The 21,182-nt window shown below is 63.7% G+C and carries 23 protein-coding genes; 10 read left to right on the top strand and 13 right to left on the bottom strand.

The features are described from left to right. Positions 1-40: 40 nt before the first annotated feature. The 3 genes from AC07VY_RS08100 to AC07VY_RS08090 form a co-directional block, all read right to left on the bottom strand. Entirely contained in the window at positions 41-475 is a 435-nt protein-coding gene (locus AC07VY_RS08100) for a DUF3429 family protein (RefSeq protein ID WP_495073821.1), read from the bottom strand. Between the two features lie 102 nt (positions 476-577). After that, a complete protein-coding gene (locus AC07VY_RS08095; RefSeq protein ID WP_495073820.1) occupies positions 578-1,297 on the bottom strand; it encodes a DsbC family protein in 720 nt (239 codons plus the stop codon). Positions 1,298-1,340: 43 nt separating this feature from the next. Next, positions 1,341-2,459 (bottom strand): FAD-dependent monooxygenase, encoded by a 1,119-nt coding sequence (locus AC07VY_RS08090; protein ID WP_495097060.1) that lies wholly within the window; start codon positions 2,457-2,459, stop codon positions 1,341-1,343. A gap of 103 nt (positions 2,460-2,562) precedes the next feature. Here AC07VY_RS08090 and AC07VY_RS08085 point away from each other — a divergent pair, with 103 nt between their 5' ends. The 3 genes from AC07VY_RS08085 to AC07VY_RS08075 all read left to right on the top strand — a co-directional run bounded on the left by AC07VY_RS08085 (position 2,563) and on the right by AC07VY_RS08075 (position 5,616). Beyond that, a complete protein-coding gene (locus AC07VY_RS08085) occupies positions 2,563-3,447 on the top strand; it encodes an MOSC domain-containing protein (RefSeq protein ID WP_495097061.1) in 885 nt (294 codons plus the stop codon). Positions 3,448-3,702: 255 nt separating this feature from the next. Then, positions 3,703-4,794, top strand: a complete 1,092-nt coding sequence (gene ychF / locus AC07VY_RS08080) for a redox-regulated ATPase YchF (protein WP_495097062.1) — start codon at positions 3,703-3,705, stop codon at positions 4,792-4,794. A gap of 69 nt (positions 4,795-4,863) precedes the next feature. Then, positions 4,864-5,616, top strand: coding sequence for an RNA pseudouridine synthase (locus AC07VY_RS08075; RefSeq protein WP_495097063.1), 753 nt, complete (start codon positions 4,864-4,866; stop codon positions 5,614-5,616). A gap of 3 nt (positions 5,617-5,619) precedes the next feature. Here AC07VY_RS08075 and AC07VY_RS08070 read toward each other — a convergent pair whose 3' ends face one another. Next, on the bottom strand, positions 5,620-6,099 hold the full coding sequence (locus AC07VY_RS08070) for a YqaA family protein (RefSeq protein ID WP_495073815.1): 480 nt from the start codon (positions 6,097-6,099) through the stop codon (positions 5,620-5,622). A 308-nt stretch (positions 6,100-6,407) separates the two neighbouring features. Here AC07VY_RS08070 and aceA point away from each other — a divergent pair, with 308 nt between their 5' ends. Next, entirely contained in the window at positions 6,408-7,727 is a 1,320-nt protein-coding gene (gene aceA, locus AC07VY_RS08065; RefSeq protein ID WP_495073814.1) for an isocitrate lyase, read from the top strand. A gap of 59 nt (positions 7,728-7,786) precedes the next feature. Here aceA and dkgB read toward each other — a convergent pair whose 3' ends face one another. Together dkgB and AC07VY_RS08055 are read right to left on the bottom strand one after the other, a co-directional pair. Further along, positions 7,787-8,599, bottom strand: a complete 813-nt coding sequence (gene dkgB / locus AC07VY_RS08060) for a 2,5-didehydrogluconate reductase DkgB (protein ID WP_495097064.1) — start codon at positions 8,597-8,599, stop codon at positions 7,787-7,789. Between the two features lie 34 nt (positions 8,600-8,633). Beyond that, positions 8,634-9,839: an MFS transporter gene (locus AC07VY_RS08055; protein ID WP_495073812.1), complete on the bottom strand. Its 1,206-nt coding sequence runs from the start codon at positions 9,837-9,839 to the stop codon at positions 8,634-8,636. 100 nt (positions 9,840-9,939) lie between these two features. Here AC07VY_RS08055 and AC07VY_RS08050 point away from each other — a divergent pair, with 100 nt between their 5' ends. Further along, on the top strand, positions 9,940-10,830 hold the full coding sequence (locus AC07VY_RS08050; RefSeq protein ID WP_495073811.1) for a LysR substrate-binding domain-containing protein: 891 nt from the start codon (positions 9,940-9,942) through the stop codon (positions 10,828-10,830). On the opposite strand, the gene AC07VY_RS08045 is transcribed toward AC07VY_RS08050, so the two are convergent. Beyond that, entirely contained in the window at positions 10,827-11,342 is a 516-nt protein-coding gene (locus tag AC07VY_RS08045; protein WP_495097065.1) for a septal ring lytic transglycosylase RlpA family protein, read from the bottom strand. The two genes, AC07VY_RS08050 and AC07VY_RS08045, sit on opposite strands and share 4 nt — an antisense overlap. A 128-nt stretch (positions 11,343-11,470) precedes the next feature. Between AC07VY_RS08045 and dusB the strand changes: the two genes are divergently transcribed. The 4 genes from dusB to AC07VY_RS08025 are packed head-to-tail and all read left to right on the top strand — an operon-like array spanning position 11,471 to position 14,699. After that, positions 11,471-12,520: a tRNA dihydrouridine synthase DusB gene (dusB, locus tag AC07VY_RS08040; RefSeq protein ID WP_495097066.1), complete on the top strand. Its 1,050-nt coding sequence runs from the start codon at positions 11,471-11,473 to the stop codon at positions 12,518-12,520. After that, complete coding sequence (locus AC07VY_RS08035) at positions 12,517-12,753, top strand: Fis family transcriptional regulator (protein WP_490590869.1); 237 nt, start codon at positions 12,517-12,519, stop codon at positions 12,751-12,753. The genes dusB and AC07VY_RS08035 overlap by 4 nt, the downstream gene beginning before the upstream one ends. A gap of 52 nt (positions 12,754-12,805) precedes the next feature. After that, a complete protein-coding gene (gene purH, locus AC07VY_RS08030) occupies positions 12,806-14,377 on the top strand; it encodes a bifunctional phosphoribosylaminoimidazolecarboxamide formyltransferase/IMP cyclohydrolase (protein WP_495097067.1) in 1,572 nt (523 codons plus the stop codon). A 4-nt stretch (positions 14,378-14,381) separates the two neighbouring features. Further along, positions 14,382-14,699, top strand: a complete 318-nt coding sequence (locus AC07VY_RS08025) for a c-type cytochrome (protein ID WP_495097068.1) — start codon at positions 14,382-14,384, stop codon at positions 14,697-14,699. Between the two features lies 1 nt (position 14,700). Here the strand turns inward: AC07VY_RS08025 and tam are convergent, their stop codons facing one another. Then, on the bottom strand, positions 14,701-15,465 hold the full coding sequence (gene tam, locus AC07VY_RS08020) for a trans-aconitate 2-methyltransferase (RefSeq protein ID WP_495097069.1): 765 nt from the start codon (positions 15,463-15,465) through the stop codon (positions 14,701-14,703). A 48-nt stretch (positions 15,466-15,513) separates the two neighbouring features. Here tam and AC07VY_RS08015 point away from each other — a divergent pair, with 48 nt between their 5' ends. Next, a complete protein-coding gene (locus AC07VY_RS08015; RefSeq protein ID WP_495097070.1) occupies positions 15,514-15,804 on the top strand; it encodes a putative quinol monooxygenase in 291 nt (96 codons plus the stop codon). A 145-nt stretch (positions 15,805-15,949) separates the two neighbouring features. On the opposite strand, the gene AC07VY_RS08010 is transcribed toward AC07VY_RS08015, so the two are convergent. The 5 genes from AC07VY_RS08010 to thiD all read right to left on the bottom strand — a co-directional run bounded on the left by AC07VY_RS08010 (position 15,950) and on the right by thiD (position 21,135). After that, a complete protein-coding gene (locus tag AC07VY_RS08010) occupies positions 15,950-17,242 on the bottom strand; it encodes an MFS transporter (protein ID WP_495097071.1) in 1,293 nt (430 codons plus the stop codon). 9 nt (positions 17,243-17,251) lie between these two features. After that, complete coding sequence (locus AC07VY_RS08005) at positions 17,252-17,863, bottom strand: TetR/AcrR family transcriptional regulator (protein WP_495097072.1); 612 nt, start codon at positions 17,861-17,863, stop codon at positions 17,252-17,254. A 198-nt stretch (positions 17,864-18,061) separates the two neighbouring features. Next, the gene (locus tag AC07VY_RS08000; protein WP_495097073.1) at positions 18,062-18,697 is read right to left on the bottom strand and encodes a glycine zipper 2TM domain-containing protein; all 636 of its coding nucleotides are present in this window, start codon (positions 18,695-18,697) and stop codon (positions 18,062-18,064) included. Positions 18,698-18,818: 121 nt separating this feature from the next. Continuing rightward, positions 18,819-20,120, bottom strand: coding sequence for a glutamate-1-semialdehyde 2,1-aminomutase (hemL, locus tag AC07VY_RS07995; RefSeq protein ID WP_495073801.1), 1,302 nt, complete (start codon positions 20,118-20,120; stop codon positions 18,819-18,821). Between the two features lie 43 nt (positions 20,121-20,163). Then, entirely contained in the window at positions 20,164-21,135 is a 972-nt protein-coding gene (thiD, locus tag AC07VY_RS07990) for a bifunctional hydroxymethylpyrimidine kinase/phosphomethylpyrimidine kinase (protein WP_495073800.1), read from the bottom strand. Positions 21,136-21,182 lie beyond the last annotated feature (47 nt).

The following is a 21,182-nucleotide window of genomic DNA, read 5'->3' as shown; positions in this document are numbered from 1 at the left end:
CATGGGGCTAAGAATACCCCAGCCGCAGGCCGACCCGGGTTCAAGTCCCCGCAGCGCCCATCAAGCAGCTCAGCACGGCTGCGATGGTGGTGTGCAGGCGCAGCGGCAGCCAAGCGGCCAGGCCGGCTTCGGGCCAGGTTTTATGGTCTACCACGCACCACACGGCCAGTAGTAGGCCAAGCAGCGGCAGGCCGGCATAGGCGGGCATGATGATGGCGATCCAGCTCAAAAATGCGGGAATAGTGGCCAGTGCAATGTTCTTGCGCGGCGTGGGGGAGTCCATGTGCAGGCCGATGCCTCCGTGGATGCCACCCAAAAAGGTGGCATGGGTGGCGGCCAGGCCGACCAGGGAGATGGCAATAAACGGGTGCAGGTTGTCTGGCACCAGCCAGATCAGCAGCGCCAGCAGCACATAGACCGCCATGCCAACGTAGGCGACGCGATGGACCAGAATTTCAGTGGAGTTTTTTTGCATGGGCGCGATTTTCCGGGCTTTGGCAGCCCTGCGCGCCAGCGAATGGCCCACTGTGTGTAAAACACCACGCCGCTGGTGGCGGCGGGTTGTTGAGTTCCTGGTTTAGTTCTTGATTTTGGCCAGCTGGGCTTCGACCTGCTCGGACGGGATGGCGCCTGGGATGCGCGAGCCGTCAGCAAACAACAGGGTGGGCGTGCCGGTGATGTGGTACTTTTTGCCGAACTCCACATTGCGCGCCAAGCCTGGGGCGTCGCAATTGGCCGGCGCAGCGGGCGGCAGCTGGCTGCGCACCATCCAGTCGGTCCAGGCTTTGCCCTTGTCCTTGGCGCACCAGATGTTGCGGGCCTTGTCGGTGGAGTCGGGGCTCAATATGGGGAACAGGTAGAGCGAGATGGTGACGTTATCCACCTTCTGCAGGTCTTTCTCGAAGCGTTTGCAGTAACCGCAGTTCGGGTCTTCAAATACTGCGATCTTGCGCTTGCCGTTGCCGCGCACGATGGTGAAAGCGTCCTTGCTGGGCAGGTCGTCAAAGTTCACCGCGCTGAGCTTTTCAATGCGCTCTTCGGTCAGGTTGCGGCGCAGCTTGGTGTCGATCAAATTGCCCTGGATCAGGAAGTTGCCGTCGGCATCGGTGTACATGATCTCGCTGCCGCCTACGCGCAGCTCGTACAGGCCGGGCATGGGGCTTTTGATGACCTCGTCGATCTTGGGCATCTGCGGAATGCGCTCGGCCAGATTTTTACGGATGGCGGCCTCCTGGGCCTGTGCGCCCAGGCAAGCGAGTGTGGCTGCCGTGGCGACTGCGAGTGTCAAAAATCTCATGGATATCTACCTAAACCGTAAAAAATGAACAGAGCGAGGCGCTCTAGCCTTCTAAACCCATGGCCTGCCGCGCGACCCAGCTCTTCACCCAGCCGCTGCGTTCAAAGCCCTTCATCCCCCAGTTGCGCAGGCCCTGCCATGTCGCATCGTCGCGTGCAAACAGCTGCTGCAGCCCGTCCGTCGCACCACCTACCGTCAGCAACGCTGTCTTGCGTGCGCGCTCGTATTGGCGCAGCAGCTTGCTGTCGTCCACGCTACGCCAGTAGTCGCGGCCGTGCAGAATGCGCGCCAGTTCGGCCACATCTCCCAGGCCCAGGTTCAAGCCTTGGCCAGCCAGGGGGTGCACCGCGTGCGCCGCGTCACCTGCCAATACCCATGCGCGCTGCTCCTTCTGCCCTACCCAGCGTGCTGCTTGCGCCTTGTGCAGCGGCCACGCGTTGCGCGGGCCATCCAGCGCGAGTGATCCCAGCGTGCCGTAGCTGGCGGCTTCCAGTGCCTGGGCAAACGCCTCGGGCGGCAAAGCCAGCAATTCGGCTGCGCGTTCCTCTTGCACAGACCACACCACGGCCACAGAGTTCCCTGCATCGCCCTGCATCGGCAAAAAAGCCAGTATTTCACCCTGTGCAAACCATTGGCGGGCGGTGCCACCGTGCGGTTTCTCACATACCAGGCGGGTGGCGATGGCGTGCTGTTGGTAGGCCATGCTGTCGAATGCCACGCCCAGTTCGGCCCGGGTAGCGCTGGCTTTGCCTTCGCAGACCACGGTCAGCTTGGCCTCGACCGGGCTGCTGACGACCTCGATCATGGGCTGGTAGCGCACGGCGTCAAACAGGCGGGCCTCCAGGGCCGGCACGTCCACGATCCAGGCCAGGGCGGGTACGCCTTGCTGTTCGGCGCTGAAGTGCACTTCGCCACCCTTGTCGCCCCAGACCTGCATGTTCTGCACGGCGGTGGCGTGCTGCGGCTCGGGCCAGCTGCGCAGGGATTCCAGCAGCTCGCGCGAGGCCGTGTTCAGCGCGTAGGCCCGCACGTCCTGGCTGGCAGTGGGGGCGACCGGTTCGGCCACCAGGGCCACGCGCAAGCGGTCGCGCGCCAGCAGCAGCGCCAAAGTGCGGCCAACGATGCCTGCGCCGCGGATACATATGTCGAAGGATTGGGCCATATCTGATAAGTCGGTACGGACGGGTCGCCCGGCGGGCAACAAGTCCAGTGCCGGGATTGTAGGAGGCGGGCACAATGCCTGGATTTGCCCAAGGAATTGCCCCATGGATGTGCAAGCCACCATCGCCCGCCTGTTTGTGTACCCGGTCAAATCCTGCGCTGGCGTGGAGTTGTCCGAGGCCACGCTGACCGAAACCGGCCTGGAATTCGACCGCGCTTGGATGGTAGTGGACGAGCAAGGCATTTTTGTGACCCAGCGCGAGCTGCCGCGCATGGCGCTGATTCAGCCTGAGCTGAAAAACTTAGAGATGGTTTTGCGTGCCCCCGGCATGCTGGCTCTGCACATTGCGCTAGATAAAGTAGAGCAGCCCACGCAGGTGACGGTGTGGAGCGACAGCGTGGCCGCCTTCGATATGGGCGATGTGGCCGCCCAGTGGTTCAGCGACTTTTTGAACACCGATGCCACAGGCCAGCGCGTGGCTGTGCCGCGCAAGCTGCGGCTGGTGCGCTTTGATCCCGAGCATCGCCGCTTGTCTAGCCTGAAATGGACCGGTGGCACCGAGGCGTTGAACCAGTTTTGCGACGGCTTTGCGGTGCTGGTCATCAGCGAGGCCGCGCTGGATGGCCTGAACCAGCGCCTGCTGGCCGCCGGCGAAGCTGCAGTGGGCATGGAGCGCTTTCGCCCGAACATCGTGCTGGCCGGCGTGGAGGCCCATGACGAAGATAGCCTGGACGAGCTGCACATCAGCACCTTCCAGGGTCTGGCCCGTTTGCGCATGGTCAAGCCCTGCCCGCGCTGCCCGATCCCGAACATCGACCCGGCCACCGCCACCAGCACCCCTGTAGTGGGCGACATGCTGCAAACCTACCGCCGCAACGAGGTGGTCGGCGGCGCCGTGGCCTTCGGCATGAACGCCATCGTGGTGGACGGCGTGGACATGGCGCTGCGCGTGGGGCAGAGCGCCACAGCTGACTACAAGTTTGAGTGATCTGCTTTTGCCATAGAAGCGGAGGTTCATAAGGATTGGGCCGGCTGAGCCCTTGGGCGGCAGCCCGCGCTCGCCATTTAGCTGGTCATTACAATTGGCGGCTTCCCGCGTGACAAAACCAGCACAAAATTTTGCCGATCGGCTTGGTTTTGGTTGCGTCGCCAACCCTCTTTCGGCCCCTTCGTCTTGATGTGGGCCTGGCACCTCGAGATGCTCCACATGGGCCTTGAAGTGCTTGATTCCTAAGGATATTTCATGAGTTTGAAGTGCGGCATTGTGGGCCTGCCCAACGTCGGTAAATCGACCCTGTTCAACGCGTTGACCAAGGCGGGCATCGCCGCGGAAAACTATCCCTTCTGCACCATCGAGCCCAATGTGGGCGTGGTGGAGGTGCCTGATCCGCGCCTGCAGCAGTTGGCCGACATCATCACGCCCGAACGCATCGTGCCGGCGATTGTCGAGTTTGTGGACATCGCCGGCCTGGTGGCCGGAGCCAGCACCGGTGAAGGTCTGGGCAACAAGTTCCTGGCGCACATCCGCGAAACCGACGCCATTGTCAACGTGGTGCGCTGCTTTGAAGACGACAACGTGATCCACGTGGCCGGCAAGGTCGACCCGATTGCCGATATTGAAGTGATCCAGACCGAGCTGTGCCTGGCCGACTTGACTGCGGTCGAGAAGGCACTGCACCGCGTGACCAAGACTGCACGTTCGGGCGACAAGGAGTCGATCAAGCTGGTGGCCATTCTGGAGAAGTGCCAGGCGGCGCTGGACCAGGGCAAGCCCGTGCGTACCATCGATTTCAGCAAGGAAGAGTTGCCCCTGCTGAAGCAGTTCTTCTTCATCACCGCCAAGCCTGCGATGTTCGTTGGCAACGTCAGTGAAGACGGTTTCGAGAACAACCCGTTTCTGGACCGCCTGAAGGCTTACGCCGCGACGCAGAACGCGCCTGTGGTGGCCATCTGCGCCAAGATTGAAGCCGAGTTGTCCGAGATGGACGACGCGGATCGCCTGGAGTTTTTGAAGGAACTGGGCCAGGACGAGCCGGGCTTGAACCGCCTGATCCGCTCCGCCTACTCGCTGCTGGGCCTGCAAACCTATTTCACCGCTGGCGTGAAGGAAGTGCGCGCCTGGACCATCCACGTGGGCGACACCGGCCCGCAGGCGGCTGGCGTGATCCACACCGATTTTGAGAAGGGTTACATCCGCGCCCAGACGATTGCGTTTGACGACTTCATCGCCAACAAGGGTGAGCAGGGCGCCAAGGATGCGGGCAAGATGCGCGCCGAAGGCAAGGACTACGTTGTCAAGGATGGCGACGTGATGAACTTCTTGTTCTCATCGTAATTCCATAAGCCTTTTAGCCTGCTTGCGCAGATACATCCTGCGCAAGCAGCTATAAAAACGATAGTATCTATGACCGAACCGGTTCGTCTCGCCAAACGCCTTGCCGAGCAGCTTGGCTGCTCTCGCCGTGAGGCGGAGCAGTACATCGAAGGCGGCTGGGTGCGCGTGGACGGGCAGCTGGTGGAAGAGCCGATGTTCCGCGTGGCCGACCAGAAGATCGAGGTGGACCCGGATGCCAGCCTGCTGGCGCCTCCGAGTGTCACGCTGATCTTGCACAAGCCGGTGGGCTTCACTGCCGGTCTGGATGCCGGCCCTGGCCCCAAGGCACAGGCCGCGCTGACTCTGTTAACCCGCGAGAGCCATGCACCCGATGACCGCTCCGGTATCCGTGTGCTTAAAAAACACTTTGCCCAATTGCGCCTGGCCTCTCCTATGGACAGCCGGGCCAGCGGTCTGGTGGTCTACACCCAGGATGGCCGTGTCTTGCGCAAGCTGGAGGAAGATGCGGACCTGATCGAGCACGAGTTGATTGTTGAAGTGGCCGGTGCCGTCACGCCCGGCATGCTGCGTACGATGTCTGAGCCGGTGCAGTACCACGAACGACTGTTGACCCCCGCCAAGGTCAGCGTCAGCAGCAATACCGAGACCGAAACCCGGTTGCGTTTCGCGCTCAAGGGCGAGCGCCCGGGGCAGGTTGACTACCTGTGTGAAAGTGCCGGGCTGCAAATACGCAGCGTCAAGCGTATGCGTGTGGGCCGTGTGGCCATGACAGCGCTCGCTCCTGGCCAATGGCGCTACCTGGCGGCACACGAGCGTTTCTGAGCGCTACCAGCTTAGGTGGGGAAACGCCCACACTACCGATCCTGTCATCACCAGATAGCGTAAAAACTTGCCCACTGCCATATAGCCCAGGCAAGGCCAGAACGGCAGTTTGAGCCAGCCGGCCACCGCACACAGCGGGTCACCCACCAGTGGCAGCCAGGCCAGCAGGCAGGCCTTGGGGCCCAAACGTTCCAGCCAGCCCAGCACGCGAACGTGGTAGGCCGAATGCTGGTATTTGTCTGCCACTTTATGGGCGCCATAGCCCATCCACCAATCCACGGCACCGCCCAAGGTGTTGCCCAGCGTGGCGGTGAAAACCGCAGGCCAGAACAGGCCGGGGTTGAGGGAAACCAGTCCGATCACTGCCGGCTCGGAGCCCAGGGGCAGTAGCGTGGCGGAAATGAAGGACACCACAAACAGGGTGCTCAGGCCGAATTGCGGCAGTGCCAACAGGGTCAGCAGGTGTTCTATCCAGGCTTGCATGGAGCCAGTATAGGGTTGCGATGCAGGGCGCCCTGCGCAGACGGGATAAGTATTTCACGATGTGATACTCGCCCACCGCTGCGCGAAACGACGTGCTGCTGCAGTGCAGCATTTATTTTCGGTCAGCGGTTTTTTGTTTTGCATTGCAAAAAATGCTCGTAAGCCATTGATTTTTATAGTGTAAATATTTACTCTTATATAAGACATAAGAGTATCAAAAGTCTTGTAGAAGACTTAGAATTTTTCCACCGGCACCGCAGAACCCGCCGCTGGTGCAGACCCTGTTTCAATCAACCTCTGGAGTCTTTATGCCGCAATCCATCACCGAACAACTCAGCCGTGAACAACAAGCCGCCGCTCTGCAAAAAGACTGGGACACCAATCCCCGTTGGAAGGGCATCAAACGTGGCTACACCGCGGCCGAAGTCGTGCGCCTGCGCGGCTCCTTCCCCATCGAGCACACCCTGGCCCGCCGTGGCGCCGAAAAGCTCTGGGACTTGCTGCACACCGAAGCCTATGTGAACTGCCTGGGCGCGCTGACCGGTGGCCAGGCCATGCAACAGGTGAAGGCTGGCGTGAAGGCCATCTACCTGTCCGGCTGGCAAGTGGCAGCCGACAACAACGGCTACGCCGCCATGTACCCCGACCAGTCGCTGTACCCCGTGGATTCGGTGCCAAAGGTGGTGGAGCGCATCAACAACACCTTCCGCCGTGCGGATGAAATCCAGCACTCCAAGGGCATTGATGCGGGCGACGCCGGCTATATCGATAACTTCGCGCCCATCGTGGCCGATGCCGAAGCCGGTTTTGGCGGCGTGCTGAACGCCTTCGAACTGATGAAGGCCATGATCAACTCCGGCGCGGCCGGCGTGCACTGGGAAGACCAGCTGGCTTCGGTCAAAAAATGCGGCCACATGGGCGGCAAGGTGCTGGTGCCCACCGCCGAAGCCGTGCAAAAGCTGATCGCCGCCCGCATGGCCGCCGACGTCTGCGGGGTGCCGACCCTGGTGATTGCCCGCACCGATGCCGAAGCCGCCGACCTGCTGACCAGCGATTACGACGAGAACGACAAGCCCTTCATCACCGGCGAACGTACCTCCGAAGGCTTCTACAAGACCAACAAGGGAATTGACCAGGCTATCAGCCGCGCGATTGCCTACGCCCACTACGCCGATCTGGTGTGGTGCGAAACCGGCACGCCCGACCTGGCCTTCGCCAAGAAGTTTGCCGACGCCGTGCACAAGGTGCACCCCGGCAAGATGCTGGCCTACAACTGCTCGCCGTCCTTCAACTGGAAGAAGAACCTGGACGACGCGACCATCGCCAAGTTCCAGCGCGAACTCGGCGCCATGGGCTACAAGTACCAGTTCATCACGCTGGCCGGCATCCATTCGATGTGGTTCAACATGTTCGACCTGGCGCAAGACTATGTGAAGCGCGGCATGTCGGCCTATGTGGAAAAGGTGCAAGAGCCCGAGTTCGCTGCCCGCGACCGCGGCTACACCTTTGTGTCGCACCAGCAGGAAGTGGGCACGGGTTACTTCGACGAGGTGACGACAGTGATCCAGGGCGGCAAGTCCAGTGTGACGGCGCTGACCGGCTCTACCGAAGAAGAGCAGTTCCACTAATTCCTTGAAGGATGGAACGAAAAAGCCCGCAGCTGCGGGCTTTTTTCATGGGCAGGCCATTAGTCCCATAGTGGTGCCAGCCCGTCCGGGTTGGCCAGGCGTTCATCGCGATCGAGGCGGGCGATGGCGGCCATATCGTCGTCGCCCAGGCGCAGCGCCGCAGCGGCCAGGTTGCTCTGCAGATTATTCCGTTGTGTGGACGAAGGAATGACTCCCAGCCCGCGCTGCAGTGCCCAGGCCAGCACCACCTGCGCGGGTGTGGCGTTCAGGCGCTGCGCGATGGACAGGACGACCGGGTCGGTCAGCACCTTGCCATAGGCCAGTGTCATGTACGAGGTCACGCTTATCCCTTGGCCTTGTGTGAAGTCCACCAGCTTGCGGTTCTGCAAATAGGGGTGAACTTCCACCTGGTTGGTGGCCATCGCCGCTGCACCCACCGCAGCGATGGCCTGCTGCAGCAGTGCGATGTTGAAGTTGGACACGCCGATCTGGCGCGTCAGGCCCTGGGTCTGGGCTTGCTGCAAGGCCTGTAGCGACTCCGCTACCGGCACCGTGCCGCCGGGCGAGGGCCAGTGGATCAGCGTCAGGTCCACATAGTCCAGGCGCAACTTGGTCAAGCTTTCTTGCAGGCTGGGGATGAGCTTGGAGCCTGCCAGGTGGTCCGTCCAGATCTTGGTGGTGACGAACAGCTCGTGGCGCGGCACGCCGCTGTCCGCAATCACCTGGCCTACGGCGGCCTCGTTGCCATAGATCTGGGCGGTATCGATATGGCGGTAGCCCAGTTCCAGCGCAGTGCGCACCGAGGCGGTGGCGGTGTCGCCTTGCAGGCGGAAGGTGCCCACGCCGATCGGAGGGATAGTGTGTGTAGACATGGTTTTTCTTTCAAAAAGGGGGTGCAGTGGGAAATCAATGACCACCGGCGATGGCGGCCCGGCGAGGGCCGGCAGGCGCGGGGTTGTGCTGGTCCAGTCGGCCGCTCCAGGCCGTCAGGCCCCAGGCCAGCAGTACAACCAGGGCGCCTATCCAGGGCGTGTGCATCAGGCCGATGCTGTCCACGATGCGGCCGCCACCCCACGCGCCGCCGGCAATGCCGAGGTTAAAGGCGGCGATGTTCAGGCCGGAGGCCACGTCTACGGCCCGGGGCGCAAAGCGTTCGGCCTGTTGCACCACATAGACCTGCAAGCCAGCCACATTGCCAAAAGCCACGGCACCCCAGGCCAGCACGGTCAGCACCATCAGGCTTTTGTGCGGGGCCGTCCAGCTCAGCACCAGCAGCACTGCCGCCAGCAGCGCAAAAATCAGTTTCAATGCGCCCACCGGGCCCCGCTGGTCGGCCAGCTTGCCGCCCCAGATATTGCCTATTGCCACCGACACGCCATAGGCCAGCATCACCAGGCCGACCGCGTTGGCTTCAAAGCCCGATACCTGTTGCAGCATGGGCGCCAGATAGGTGAAGGCAATGAACGAACCGCCATAGCCCACGGCCGTCATGGCGTAGACCAGCAGAAGGCGCGGCTGGCGCAGCACGGCCAACTGTTGTAGCAAGGACGCAGGTTGGCTGCGCTGCAGCTTGGCCGGTAGGAAGACCAGGCTGCCGATAAATGCCACTACGCCGAGCGTGGCTACGGCCAGAAAGGTGGCCCGCCAGCCAAAGTGCTGGCCGATGAAGGTGCCCAGCGGCACGCCCGTCACCAGGGCTACGGTGAGGCCGCTGAACATGGTGGCGATGGCGCTCGCGGCTTTCTCTTTGGGCACCAGGTTGGTGGCAATGGTGGAGGCGATAGAGAAAAACACCCCATGCGCCAGGCCGGTGACCAGGCGTGCGACGACCAGGCTGGTGTAACCCGGTGCCTGCCAGGCCAGCAAATTGCCCAGGGTGAACAGCAGCATCAGCGCCAGTACCAGGGTTTTGCGCGGCAGCTTGCCGGTTAGCGCAGTGAGCACCGGGGCGCCCACGGCGACCCCCAGCGCATACAGGCTGACCAGCAGGCCGGCGGATGGCAGGTTGACGCCCAGGTCGGCGGCCACCGTGGGGATCAGTCCCACGATGACGAACTCGGTCGTTCCGATGGCAAAGGCGCTAAGGGTCAGCGCAAGCAGGGCAAGAGGCATTAAATCCACTCCAAATGAGTCACAAGGCCTGCAGTGTCTGGTTTTTATTCTTGTAGAAAAAGCCGGTATCCAGCACAATATTCTTGATAGAAAGTCAACAATGAAGACAAGTCTGGACGAACTGCTGGCCTTCACCACCGTGGTGGACAGCCACACCATCACCGCCGCGGCAGCGCAGCTGGCGCAGACCACGTCCGGCATCAGCCGGGCGCTGGGCCGTTTGGAGCGGAAGCTGGGCACCACCTTGCTGCGCCGCACCACGCGCAAGCTTGAGTTGACGGAAGAGGGCCAGGTATTTCTGGCGCATGCCCGCGAGATCCTGGCGGCGGTGGACGCGGCCGAGGAGCAAATGCTGTCGCGCCAGCGCAAGCCGTTTGGCCTGCTGCGGGTGAATGCCGCCGCGCCCTTCGTGCTGCATGGCATCGTGCCCCTGGTGAAGGATTTCCGGGCGCAGTACCCGGACATCACACTGGAATTGCACAGCAGCGACAACATCATCGACCTGCTGGAGCAGCGTACCGACGTGGCCATTCGCATCGGCACGCTGCGCGACTCCAGCCTGCATGCCCGGCCCTTGGCGCAGTACCCGTTGCGCGTGCTGGCCAGCCCGGCTTACCTGAAAGCCCAGGGTCGACCGAAAACCGTGGACGATCTGCGCCGGCACAGCCTGCTGGGCTTCACCCAGCCCGAGAGCCTGAACCTCTGGCCGCTACGCCACGCCGACGGCGATGGTTTTGCCGTGCAGCCTGTGGTCAAGGCATCCAGCGGCGAAACGCTGCGCTTCCTGGCGCTGGCCGGTGCCGGCATCGTCTGCCTGTCGGACTTCATGACAGCGCAGGACCGGGCCCGGGGGGACTTGGTGCAGGTGCTGCCGCGCGACACCTTGGAGGTGCGCCAGCCCATCCACGCGGTGTACTACCGCAATACCGCGCTGGCTTCGCGCATTCGCTGTTTTGTGGACTTCATGGCCGAGCGCATGGCCGCCGTTTAACCTGGCAGGCGCAGACCGGTGCCCGGGCCGTCCTCGGGTGAACGCTGCAGCACCCGCTCCACCAGCACCTCGGCCGTGCCCAAGGCCAGCAGGCCGATTTCCGCGGCGGCGGCTTGGCTCAGGTCGATGACGCGGTGGGTCAGAATGTGCGGCCCTCTGTCATTGATGCGCACCACCACGCTTTTTCCTGTGCGCAGCAGCGTCACCCGGGCGTAGCTGAACAGGGGCAGGGTACGGTGCGCAGCGGTCAGTTCATTGGACTTGAAAATCTCGCCCGAGGCGGTGCGCCGACCATGGAATCGCCGCCCATACCAGCTGGCCACGCCACGCTGGGCCGCGCCCTGGCCCAGGTCGCCGGACCAGAAGTCGTTGGCGGGCGCACTCTCCGGGTTGGGGGGCGCTGCATCGGCGTTGTTGTCTTCGGCTGGGATGGTTTGCGCCCAGGTGCCGGCGGCCCCTATCCCGGTCAGAGAGAGCAGCAGGGCCTGGAGTGCAAGACGCTTCTTAAACATCGCGGCATGTTACTTGGCTGGCCGCTGTCGCCAAGGTGACGCATTTTGATTGCTGAAATTTTGAGCAGCTAGAATAGCGATCCCCCCGATTTTTCCTTGGCGCCTCACCGGCGCGTTGACCTATTCCCATGCACATTGGCCCGTACGCTTTGGCGAACCGCTTGTTTGTTGCGCCCATGGCTGGCGTGACCGACAGGCCGTTTCGTCGCCTGTGTAAAGCGCTAGGCGCGGGTTACGCGGTCAGCGAAATGGTGACCTCGCGGCGCGACTTGTGGAACACGCTGAAGACCTCGCGCCGCGCCAACCACGATGGTGAAGTGGCGCCGATTTCCGTGCAGATCGCCGGCACCGATGCAGCCATGATGGCCGAGGCGGCGGCCTATAACGTGGCCAACGGCGCCCAGATCATCGATATCAACATGGGCTGCCCGGCCAAGAAGGTGTGCAACAAATGGGCTGGCTCGGCTTTGATGCAGGACGAACCCCTGGCCCTGGCCATCGTCGAGGCCGTGGTGGCCGCCTGCACGCCGTACGGCGTGCCCGTCACCCTAAAGATGCGCACCGGCTGGAGCCAGGACAACAAGAACGCCGTGGCCTTGGCGCGCCAGTTCGAGCAGGCGGGCGTGCAGATGCTGACCGTGCACGGCCGTACCCGCGAGCAAGGTTACAAGGGCCATGCCGAATACGACACCATTGCCGCCGTCAAAGCTGCGGTGCGCGTGCCGGTGGTGGCCAATGGCGACCTGACCACCCCGGAGAAAGTGCGCGACGTGCTGGCCTATACCGGTGCCGACGCAGCCATGATCGGTCGTGCCGCCCAGGGCCGCCCCTGGATCTTCCGCGAGGTGGCGCATTTCCTGGCCACCGGCGCGCACCTGGCACCGCCGCTGGTGGCCGAAGTCCAGCGCCTGCTGCTGGAGCACCTGGAAGACCACTACAGCCTATACGGCGACTTCAGCGGCGTACGCACCGCGCGCAAGCACATCGGCTGGTATGTCAAAAACCTGCCGGGGGGCGAGGCCTTCCGCGCCCGCATGAACCTGCTGGAAGAGCCGCAGCTGCAGCTGGCCGCGGTGGACGCATTCTTTTCCGGGCTTGCCGCCACCATGGACCGCATGCCCGAAGCCGCCGACCCCAGCACCCAAGAAACAAGACCGCATCTGGAGAGCACCGAGTGAGCCAAAAAAGTATCGATGAATGTGTAAGAGCCAGTTTGGCCGGCTACTTCAAGGACCTGGACGGTATCGAGCCCGCAGGCATGTACGACATGATGGTCCGGGTGGTGGAAAAACCCCTGCTCGAAGTGGTCATGGCCCAGGCCGACAACAACCAGTCCCGTGCGGCCGCATGGCTGGGCCTGAACCGCAACACCCTGCGCAAGAAGCTGCTGGAACACCGCCTGGTGGAATAAGTTCGCGCCTGCGTCCCCCTTTTTATTTTGACTCCCTGACCTGTAGAACCCCATGAACGCACTACTCTCCGTCTCTGATAAAACCGGTGTCCTGGAACTGGCCCGCTCCCTCCACGCCCTGGGCTATGGCCTGCTGTCCACCGGCGGTACCGCCAAGCTGCTGGCCGACAACGGCCTGCCCGTCACCGAGGTGGCCGACCACACCGGTTTTCCCGAGATGCTGGACGGCCGCGTCAAGACCCTGCACCCCAAGGTGCACGGCGGCCTGCTGGCACGCCGCGACTTTCCCGAGCACATGGCGGCTCTGAAGACGCACGACATCGCCACCATCGACCTGCTGGTCGTTAACCTGTACCCGTTTGAAGCCACCGTGGCCAAGCCCGGCTGCACGCTGGAAGACGCCATCGAGAACATCGACATCGGCGGCCCGGCCATGGTGCGCAGCGCCGCCAAGAACTGGAAAGACGTGGCCGTGCTGACCGACGCCAGCCAGTACGACGGCGTGGTGGCCGAGCTGAAAGCCACCGGCTCCGTCAGCCAGAAGACCAAGTTCGCCCTGTCGGTAGCCGCGTTCAACCGCATCAGCCAGTATGACGGCGCCATCAGCGACTACCTGTCCAGCATCCAGGAAGACGGCAGCCACGCCCAGTTCCCCGCGCAAACCAACGGCCGCTTCGTGAAGCTGCAAGACCTGCGCTACGGCGAGAACCCGCACCAGCAAGCCGCTTTCTACCGAGACCTGCACCCCGCCCCCGGCTCCCTGGTCACCGCCAAGCAGCTGCAAGGCAAAGAACTGAGCTACAACAACATCGCTGATGCCGATGCCGCCTGGGAATGTGTGAAGAGCTTTGACGTGCCGGCCTGTGTGATCGTCAAGCACGCCAACCCCTGCGGCGTGGCCGTGGGCGCGAACGGCCTGGAAGCCTATAGCAAGGCCTTCCAGACCGATCCGACCTCGGCTTTTGGCGGTATTATTGCCCTCAACCGCACATTGGATAAGGACGCTGCGCTACAGATTTCGAAGCAGTTCGTCGAAGTGCTGATGGCGCCCGGCTACACCGCCGAGGCGCTGGAAGTGTTCAAGGCCAAGGCCAATGTACGCGTGCTGGAAATCGCTTTGCCCACCGGTGGCGCCACCGCCTGGGACAAGGGCCAGAACGCCATGGACATCAAGCGCATTGGCTCCGGCCTGCTGATGCAGACCGCCGACAACCATGAATTGGTGCTGGCTGACCTGAAGGTCGTCACCACCGTGCAGCCCACGCAGCAGCAACTGCAAGACCTGTTGTTCGCCTGGAAGGTGGCCAAGTTCGTCAAGAGCAATGCCATTGTCTTCTGCAAGGACGGCATGACCATGGGTGTGGGTGCCGGCCAGATGAGCCGCCTGGACTCGGCACGCATCGCCAGCATCAAGGCCGGCCACGCGAATCTGAGCCTGGCCGGTACGGCCGTGGCCAGCGATGCCTTCTTCCCGTTCCGTGACGGGCTGGACGTGGTGGTGGACGCAGGCGCGACCTGCGTGATCCAGCCCGGTGGCTCGATGCGTGACGATGAAGTCATTGCCGCCGCCAACGAGCGCGGTGTGGCCATGGTGTTCAGCGGCGTGCGCCACTTCCGCCACTAAGACCATGCGCACCAGCGCCGTGTTTGCCGCTGCGCTGTTCTGCGCCAGCGGCTGGGCGGCGGTGCCACCGCAGGAGCTGGCCCAGCAGTCCGGCTGCATGTCCTGCCACGGCCTGGTGCACAAGCAGGTGGGGCCGGGCTTTGCCCAGGTGGCCGCCCGCTACCAGGGCGATGCGGAAGCACCGGCCCGGCTGGCCGCCAAAATACGCAGCGGTGGCGTAGGTGCCTGGGGGCGGCTGCTGATGCCGAGGCAAACCCAGGTGTCGGAGGCCAACGCGCAGGCCCTGGCGCGCTGGGTCCTGTCCCAGCCACCAGTGCCCTGATTTAGCTGCGCGCCACGATGAATAGGCGCGGAAAGGGCAGCAGCACCGTGCCGTCTGCCAGCGCCGGGTAGGCCTGGGCAATGGCTGTCTGGTAGCTTTCCAGAAACGCCGTTTGCTGTGCCGCGTCCAGCAGCGCCAAGTAGGGCCGCAGCGCCGATCCCTTGAACCATTCCACCACCGCCTGGGCACCGCCCGCCAGTGGGTGAAAGTAGGTGGTGCGCCACACATCCAGATGGCTGCAATGCGGCCGTAGCAGGGCGTAATACCACTCTGCGCTATGCCGTGGCGGGTGCTGCACGGCGCCTATCTGCGCGGCCCAGGGTCCTTGGGTGGCCAGTTCGCGCGCCAGGCGATGGGCGGGTTCTTCCAGGTTGTCCGGTGTCTGTATGGCCAGGCTGCCGCCGGGTGCCAAGGTGCCGACCAGGCGTGGGTAGAGCGTGGCATGGTCAGGCAGCCACTGTAGCGATGCATTGGCTAGCAACACATCCGGCGGCTGGGCTGGTTGCCAGGTCTGGATGTCGGCCAGCGCGAACTGCAGCGTGGGCAGGCGCTGGCGCGCCGCGGCAACCATATCGTCCGAGCTGTCCAGCCCGGTGACGCTGGCATTGGGAAAACGGTGGGCCAGCACCTCGGTGGAGTTGCCCGGGCCGCAGCCCAGGTCCACGGCGTGGTGCACTTCCTGCTCTGGCAGGGCGGCCACCAGGTCGCGTACCGGGCGCGTGCGCTCCGCTTCAAACGTGGAGTATTGTTGGGCCGACCAGTGCATGCCAAGCTCCTTTGTGTGTTAATGCCCTCTTTTTAACAGGAGATGTGCATGTCGGATTTCGTCGTCGTTGCTTTGGCCCAGGCCAAGCCGGGTTATGAGGCTGCCCTGGTGGCCGCGCAGGCCGCGCTGGTATTGGAGGCGCGCAAGCAGCCCGGCTGCATCGTCTACGAGCTGCACGAGGACGACAGCCAGCCCGGCAAGGTGGTGTTCTTTGAGCGCTGGCGGGACCGCGCCGCCTGGCAAAACCACATCACCGGCCCGCATATCGAGGCCTTCAAGGCCCAGGCTGGCGACTGGGTGGCGCATTCTGAATTGCTGCAGATGCACCAGGTGGCCTAGGCTCACCCCCAGGCTACGCACTGCGTGTCTTCGCCAACCCCCTTGCAGGGGGCGAACCCTATGGCCCGGCAAAGCCGGTTCCATGGGTTCCTGGTGTGAAAGGCCCGGCCTATCTGCGTAGGCAGCTATTTATTTCGTAGCGATATCAGGCGCGCAGGGGCTGCAGCACGGGCTTGCCCGGTGCCCGCGACAGGATGATGGCGGTGGCCGCCATCAGGCAGGCCGCGCCCGCCGCATACAGCGCGGGGTTGTACGAGAACATCACGGTACGCGTCAGTCCGGCGCCGTAGGCCGCCACCGCGCTGCCGATCTGGTGGCCGGCAAACACCCAGCCAAATACCATGCCGGCACGCTCCTTGGAGAAATGCGCTGTTACCAGCTTCACCGTGGGCGGCACCGTGGCCACCCAGTCCAGGCCGTAGAACATGGCGAACAGCGACAGGCCGTACAGCGTGAACTCCGAGTGCGGCAGCCAGAACAGCGACAGCCCACGCAGGCCGTAGTACCAGAACAGCAGCTTGCGGTTGTCATAGCGGTCCGACAGCCAGCCCGACAGGATGGTGCCGACGAAGTCAAACGCACCAATCATCGCCAGCACGGATGCCGCTGGCAGCGCCGCCAGCCCGTAGTCGCCACAGAGCGAGATGAAGTGCGTCTGGATCAACCCGCTGGTGCTCAGTCCGCAAACGAAGAAGGTGCCGAACAGCACCCAGAAGATGCCGCTGCGTGACACGCTGCCCAGCAGTTTTAGTGGCTCGGCCAGGCCCATGCGTGTGGCGGCGGGCGGCGTGTCCGGCACCAGCGGGTTGGCGCCATAGGCACGCAGCCCCAGGTCTTGCGGCCGGTTGCGCAGAAAGCAGAACGCCAGCCCGGCCACCAGCAGGCAGCTGGTAACGGCCGGCAGCACCGCCATGCGCCAGCCGTAGCGGTCTATCAACCAGGTGGCCAGCGGCAGAAACACCAACTGGCCGGTAGCCGAGCTGGCCGTCAGCAGGCCCAGCGCCAGGCCACGACGCTGCTCGAACCAGCGGGTGGCCACCACCGCGCCCAGCACCAGGGCCGTCAGCCCCGAGCCCACGCCCAACACCACGCCCCACAGCAGTACCAGTTGCCACAGCGCCGTCATGCGCGTGGCCAGCAGCAGGCCGGTGGCCACCAGCAGCATGGCCGTGCAGACGATGGTGCGCAGGCCGTAGCGCTCCATCAGGATGGCGGCGAACGGCCCCATCAGCCCGAACAGCACGAAGCGCAGCGCCATGGCGGACGAGATCTGATCGGCCGTCCAGCCGAATTCCTTGCCCAGCGGCTGCAGAAAGGCGCCGGGCAGGCCCAGCGAGGCCGCCGAGCTCAACATGGTCAGGAAGGCAATGGCCAGGATAGCCCAGGCGAAATGGATGCCCCGGCGTTGCAGCCAGGGTGAGAGGGCGTGTGCAAACATGGCTTGGGCTCAGGTGGGCGTGGATGGGGAGGGCGGGGTAGCAGGCTGCAGGTGGGCGCGTGCGGCGGCCAGCAGTTCGTCGGAAAGAGCGTCGCCCTGGGTGGCGCGGGACAGCAGCAAGGCGCCTACCAGGGTGGACAGCTGGGCCAGGGCCTGGCTGCGATCGGTGGCGGCGTCGCCCGTGCCCTGCAGCGGCAGCAGCACCGACAGCAAGTCGTTCAGCCCGGCCAGGTAGGCGGCGCGCACCGGTTTGTCGGCCGGCTCGCGGGCCACGTCGGCGGCCAGGGCGGGCAAGGGGCAGCCGGTGCCGGCGTTGTCGCGGCTCTCAGTCCGCAGATAGGCTTGGAACAGGTGCTGCAGGGCAGCGTCGGGGCTGGACTGGCTGGCGACGCGTTCGGTCCAGCGTTCATGGGCCTGGGTGAATGCGTGCGTGCAGGCCACGGCGGCCAGTGCGTCCTTGGAGGCGAAGTGGCCGTAGAAGCCGCCATGGGTCAGGCCCACCGCCGCCATCAGGTCGGCCACGCTGACGTTCTTGATGCCCTGCTCGCGGAACAGGCGGGCCGAGGTGGCTTCTATGGCCGCACGGTTGCTGTCGGTCTGGGCGCGGGATACGCGGGGCATGGGGTTCCTGGGTCAGGTTTTTTGAAAATAGATTGTAGTTATCATGTTTAATAGATGTCAATTGTCATTAATTTGGATGGGTTTGGGTTAAATTGGTATCTAGCGCAGTATTTATATGCGCTGACAGCTATTAATTTAATAGCATATGGACGAAAAAAAGGACCGCGCAGCGGTCCTTAAAGGGGTTGGGTTATGGGTTTAGCGCCAGTGGCGGTATCCGTTGGAGTAGCCGAAATTCAGCTCGACACCGATGGGGGCTGGCCGGTAGTAGGGCTGGGTGACGACCACCGGGGCCGTGACGTAAGTTGGCGTGGCCTGGTAGTAGTCGCTGGAGATGGTTTGCACCGGTGCCTGCACGGGAGGGGCGCTTTGGCCCACCGGCGACACCTGCAGCGCGATGCTGGGGCCGGGGTCGGTGGCCGTGGTGGTGGTGTACTGCCTACCCGCGTATTCGTAAACCACGGTGTAGCCTACGGTGCGGTTTTCATAAAAAGTCTGGGTGTTGCAGCTCTGCACATTCTGGATTTGCGTAGGGCCGGGGCTTTCGATGCGGTCACCCAGGATGGCGCCGCCAAAAATGCCCAGCATGGTCGCCGCCGCACGGCCGCTGCCGCCGCCGATGGCATTGCCCACCGCGCCGCCGGCAATGCCGCCCATCAATGCACCCGCACCCGAGCGCTGTGGTTCTACCGCCACCTGCTGGTTGCTGCACACCTGGCGCGGCACGCTGAACTGCTGCACGATGGGCGTGGATGAGAGAACTCGCCCGGTTTCCTGGGCGAAGGAAAGGCCGCTGACCAAGGTCAGGGCGCCGAGTAGTAGAGCTTTTTTCATCATGTAGCTATGACGCGCGACCCCCCTGCGGGGTTTCAGGCTTTACGCAAGAGTTTCAAATTTTTGCAAACGGTTTTTGTATAAAAAGTGGCTCTGGCGCAGGTTTTACCTGCGCTGGTAGCTATGCTTTTGATAGTTCCTTGAAAACCGCCTGCGCGGCTGCCACGGTGGTCTGGATGTCGTCCGCCGTATGTGCGCTGCTGACGAAACCGGCCTCGTACAGCGCCGGGGCGATATACACGCCGCGGTCCAGCAGGCCGTGGAACAGCTGGTTGAAGCGAGGGCTGCTGGTTTTCATGACCTGCGGGTAGTTCTGCGGCAGCTGGTCGAGCAGGAAGAAGCCGAACATGCCGCCTTCGGAGTCGCCACAGAAGGCCACGCCCTCGGCATCGGCCGCCGCCTGCAGGCCGCTGACCAGGCTGCGGGTGGAGGCCCCCAGGGCCTCGTAAAACCCGGGTTTGCGGATCTCGCGCAGCGTCGCCAGCCCGCAGGCCGTGGCCACCGGGTTGCCTGATAGCGTGCCGGCTTGGTAGACCGCGCCCAGCGGCGCCAGGTGTTCCATCACCGCGCGCGAGCCGCCAAAAGCCGCCAGCGGCATGCCGCCGCCAATTACCTTGCCCAGCACTGTCATGTCGGGGGCAAAGCCGGGGATGTGCTTGGCGTAGACGCTTTGCGCACTGCCCAGGGCCACGCGGAAGCCGGTCATCACCTCGTCCAGCACTAGCAGGGCGCCGTACTGGGTGCACAGCTCGCGGCAGCGCCGCATGAAGGGCACGCTGGCGCGCACGAAGTTCATATTGCCGGCGATGGGTTCGATCATCAGGCAGGCGATGTCCTTGCCGTGCAGGGCAAAGGCTTCTTCGATCTGGGCCAGGTTGTTGTATTCCAGCACCAGGGTGTGCTGCACCACTTCGGGCGGCACACCGGCGCTGGTGGCGCTGCCAAAGGTGGCCAGGCCAGAGCCGGCTTTGACCAGTAGCGCGTCGGCATGGCCGTGGTAGCAGCCTTCGAACTTGATGATCTTGTTACGGCCAGTGGCGCCGCGCGCCAGGCGGATGGTGCTCATCGCCGCTTCGGTGCCCGAGCTGACCAGGCGCAGCATTTCCATCGACGGTACCAGGGACAAAATTTCTTCGGCCAGCTCGACCTCGCGCTCGGTAGGCGCGCCGAAAGAGAAACCCTCCAACATGGCCTTTTGAACGGCCTCGACGACCGCCGGATGGCCGTGGCCCAGGATCATCGGGCCCCAGGAGCCGATGTAGTCGGTATAGCGCTGGCCGTTGGCGTCCCAGAAGTAGGCGCCCTGGGCGCGCTGCACAAAGCGCGGCGTGCCGCCCACGGCCTTGAAGGCGCGCACGGGGGAGTTCACGCCGCCGGGGATGACTTTCTGGGCACGGGCAAACAGTTGTTCGTTGTGGTTCATATGCGATTCCTCAAGTGCACACCCCGCAGCGGGTGTGCCGGCATCAATGCCGCGTGTCGTTGTTGGGGGGGATGTCCAGCGCGGCAATGGCGCGCAGGGTGTCGTCGTCGATCTCGGGGCCCTCACCGCCTTCTTCCCCATCTTCTTCGGGCTGGGCCCAGAACATGCGGTCGGGCAGGATGTGGCCCATGCCGGGGCGGAAGCCGCCGTCCAGGCAGCGGTCCAGATAGCTCAGGGCTTCATGGGTGGCTTCGGGGAGCTCGCTGCCGCTGGCCAGCAGGGCTGCCAGCGCGGCCGACAGGGTTTCGCCAGCGCCGGTAAACACGGCTTCAAACAGCTCGAACTTCTCGCTGGCCACCACCGACTGCGGGCTGGTCAGCACGTTTTCCACATGCTGGTCGGGCAGCGGCATGCCGGTTACCAGGGTGTAGGCCACGCCCATGGCGGCGGCGGCCTTGGCGATGTCACGCGGGCTGGGGTTGCGGTCGTTGTCCCAATCGGGCAGCAGCCAGCGGCGCAATGTGCTGTGGTTGCCCACCAGCACGGTGGTCTGGGGTAGCAGTAGTTCGCGGAAGGCGTCCAGGTATTCCTCGATCTTGTCTTCGTCCCACCACGACAGGTTGGGCATGTAGGCGATGACTGGCACCTCAGCATAGTCGGAGGTGATCTCGGCAATCGCGCTGATGTTTTCCGGGCTGCCCACAAAGCCGATTTTGAACACCTGGACCTCGATATCTTCCAGCACCGCACGGGCCTGTTCGGTGACGGCTTCTTCGTCGAAGCAGAAATGGTCAAAAATCTCGCCGGTATCGCGGGTGTAGGCACCGGTGACCACGGGCAAGGCATGGGCGCCCACCGAGGCCATGGCCGTGGTGTCGGCCGGCAAGCCGGCTGCGCCGGTAGGGTCGCTGGCGTTGAAGACCATCACGCAGGCCGGGCCGGCGAGATCGTCTACTGCGTCTTCGGCGTCGTCAGCAGGTTCGGTGGTGGGGGAAGGGGGAGAAGTTGCGTTCATGGAGCCTAATTTGACGTGGGGCGCGAGCAAACTGGCAAGGCCATCAT

The organism is Rhodoferax sp. GW821-FHT02C08, assembly GCF_059421805.1.
The sequence above is the reverse complement of the archived record's forward strand: the minus strand, read 5'-3'. Positions and strand labels throughout refer to the sequence as shown.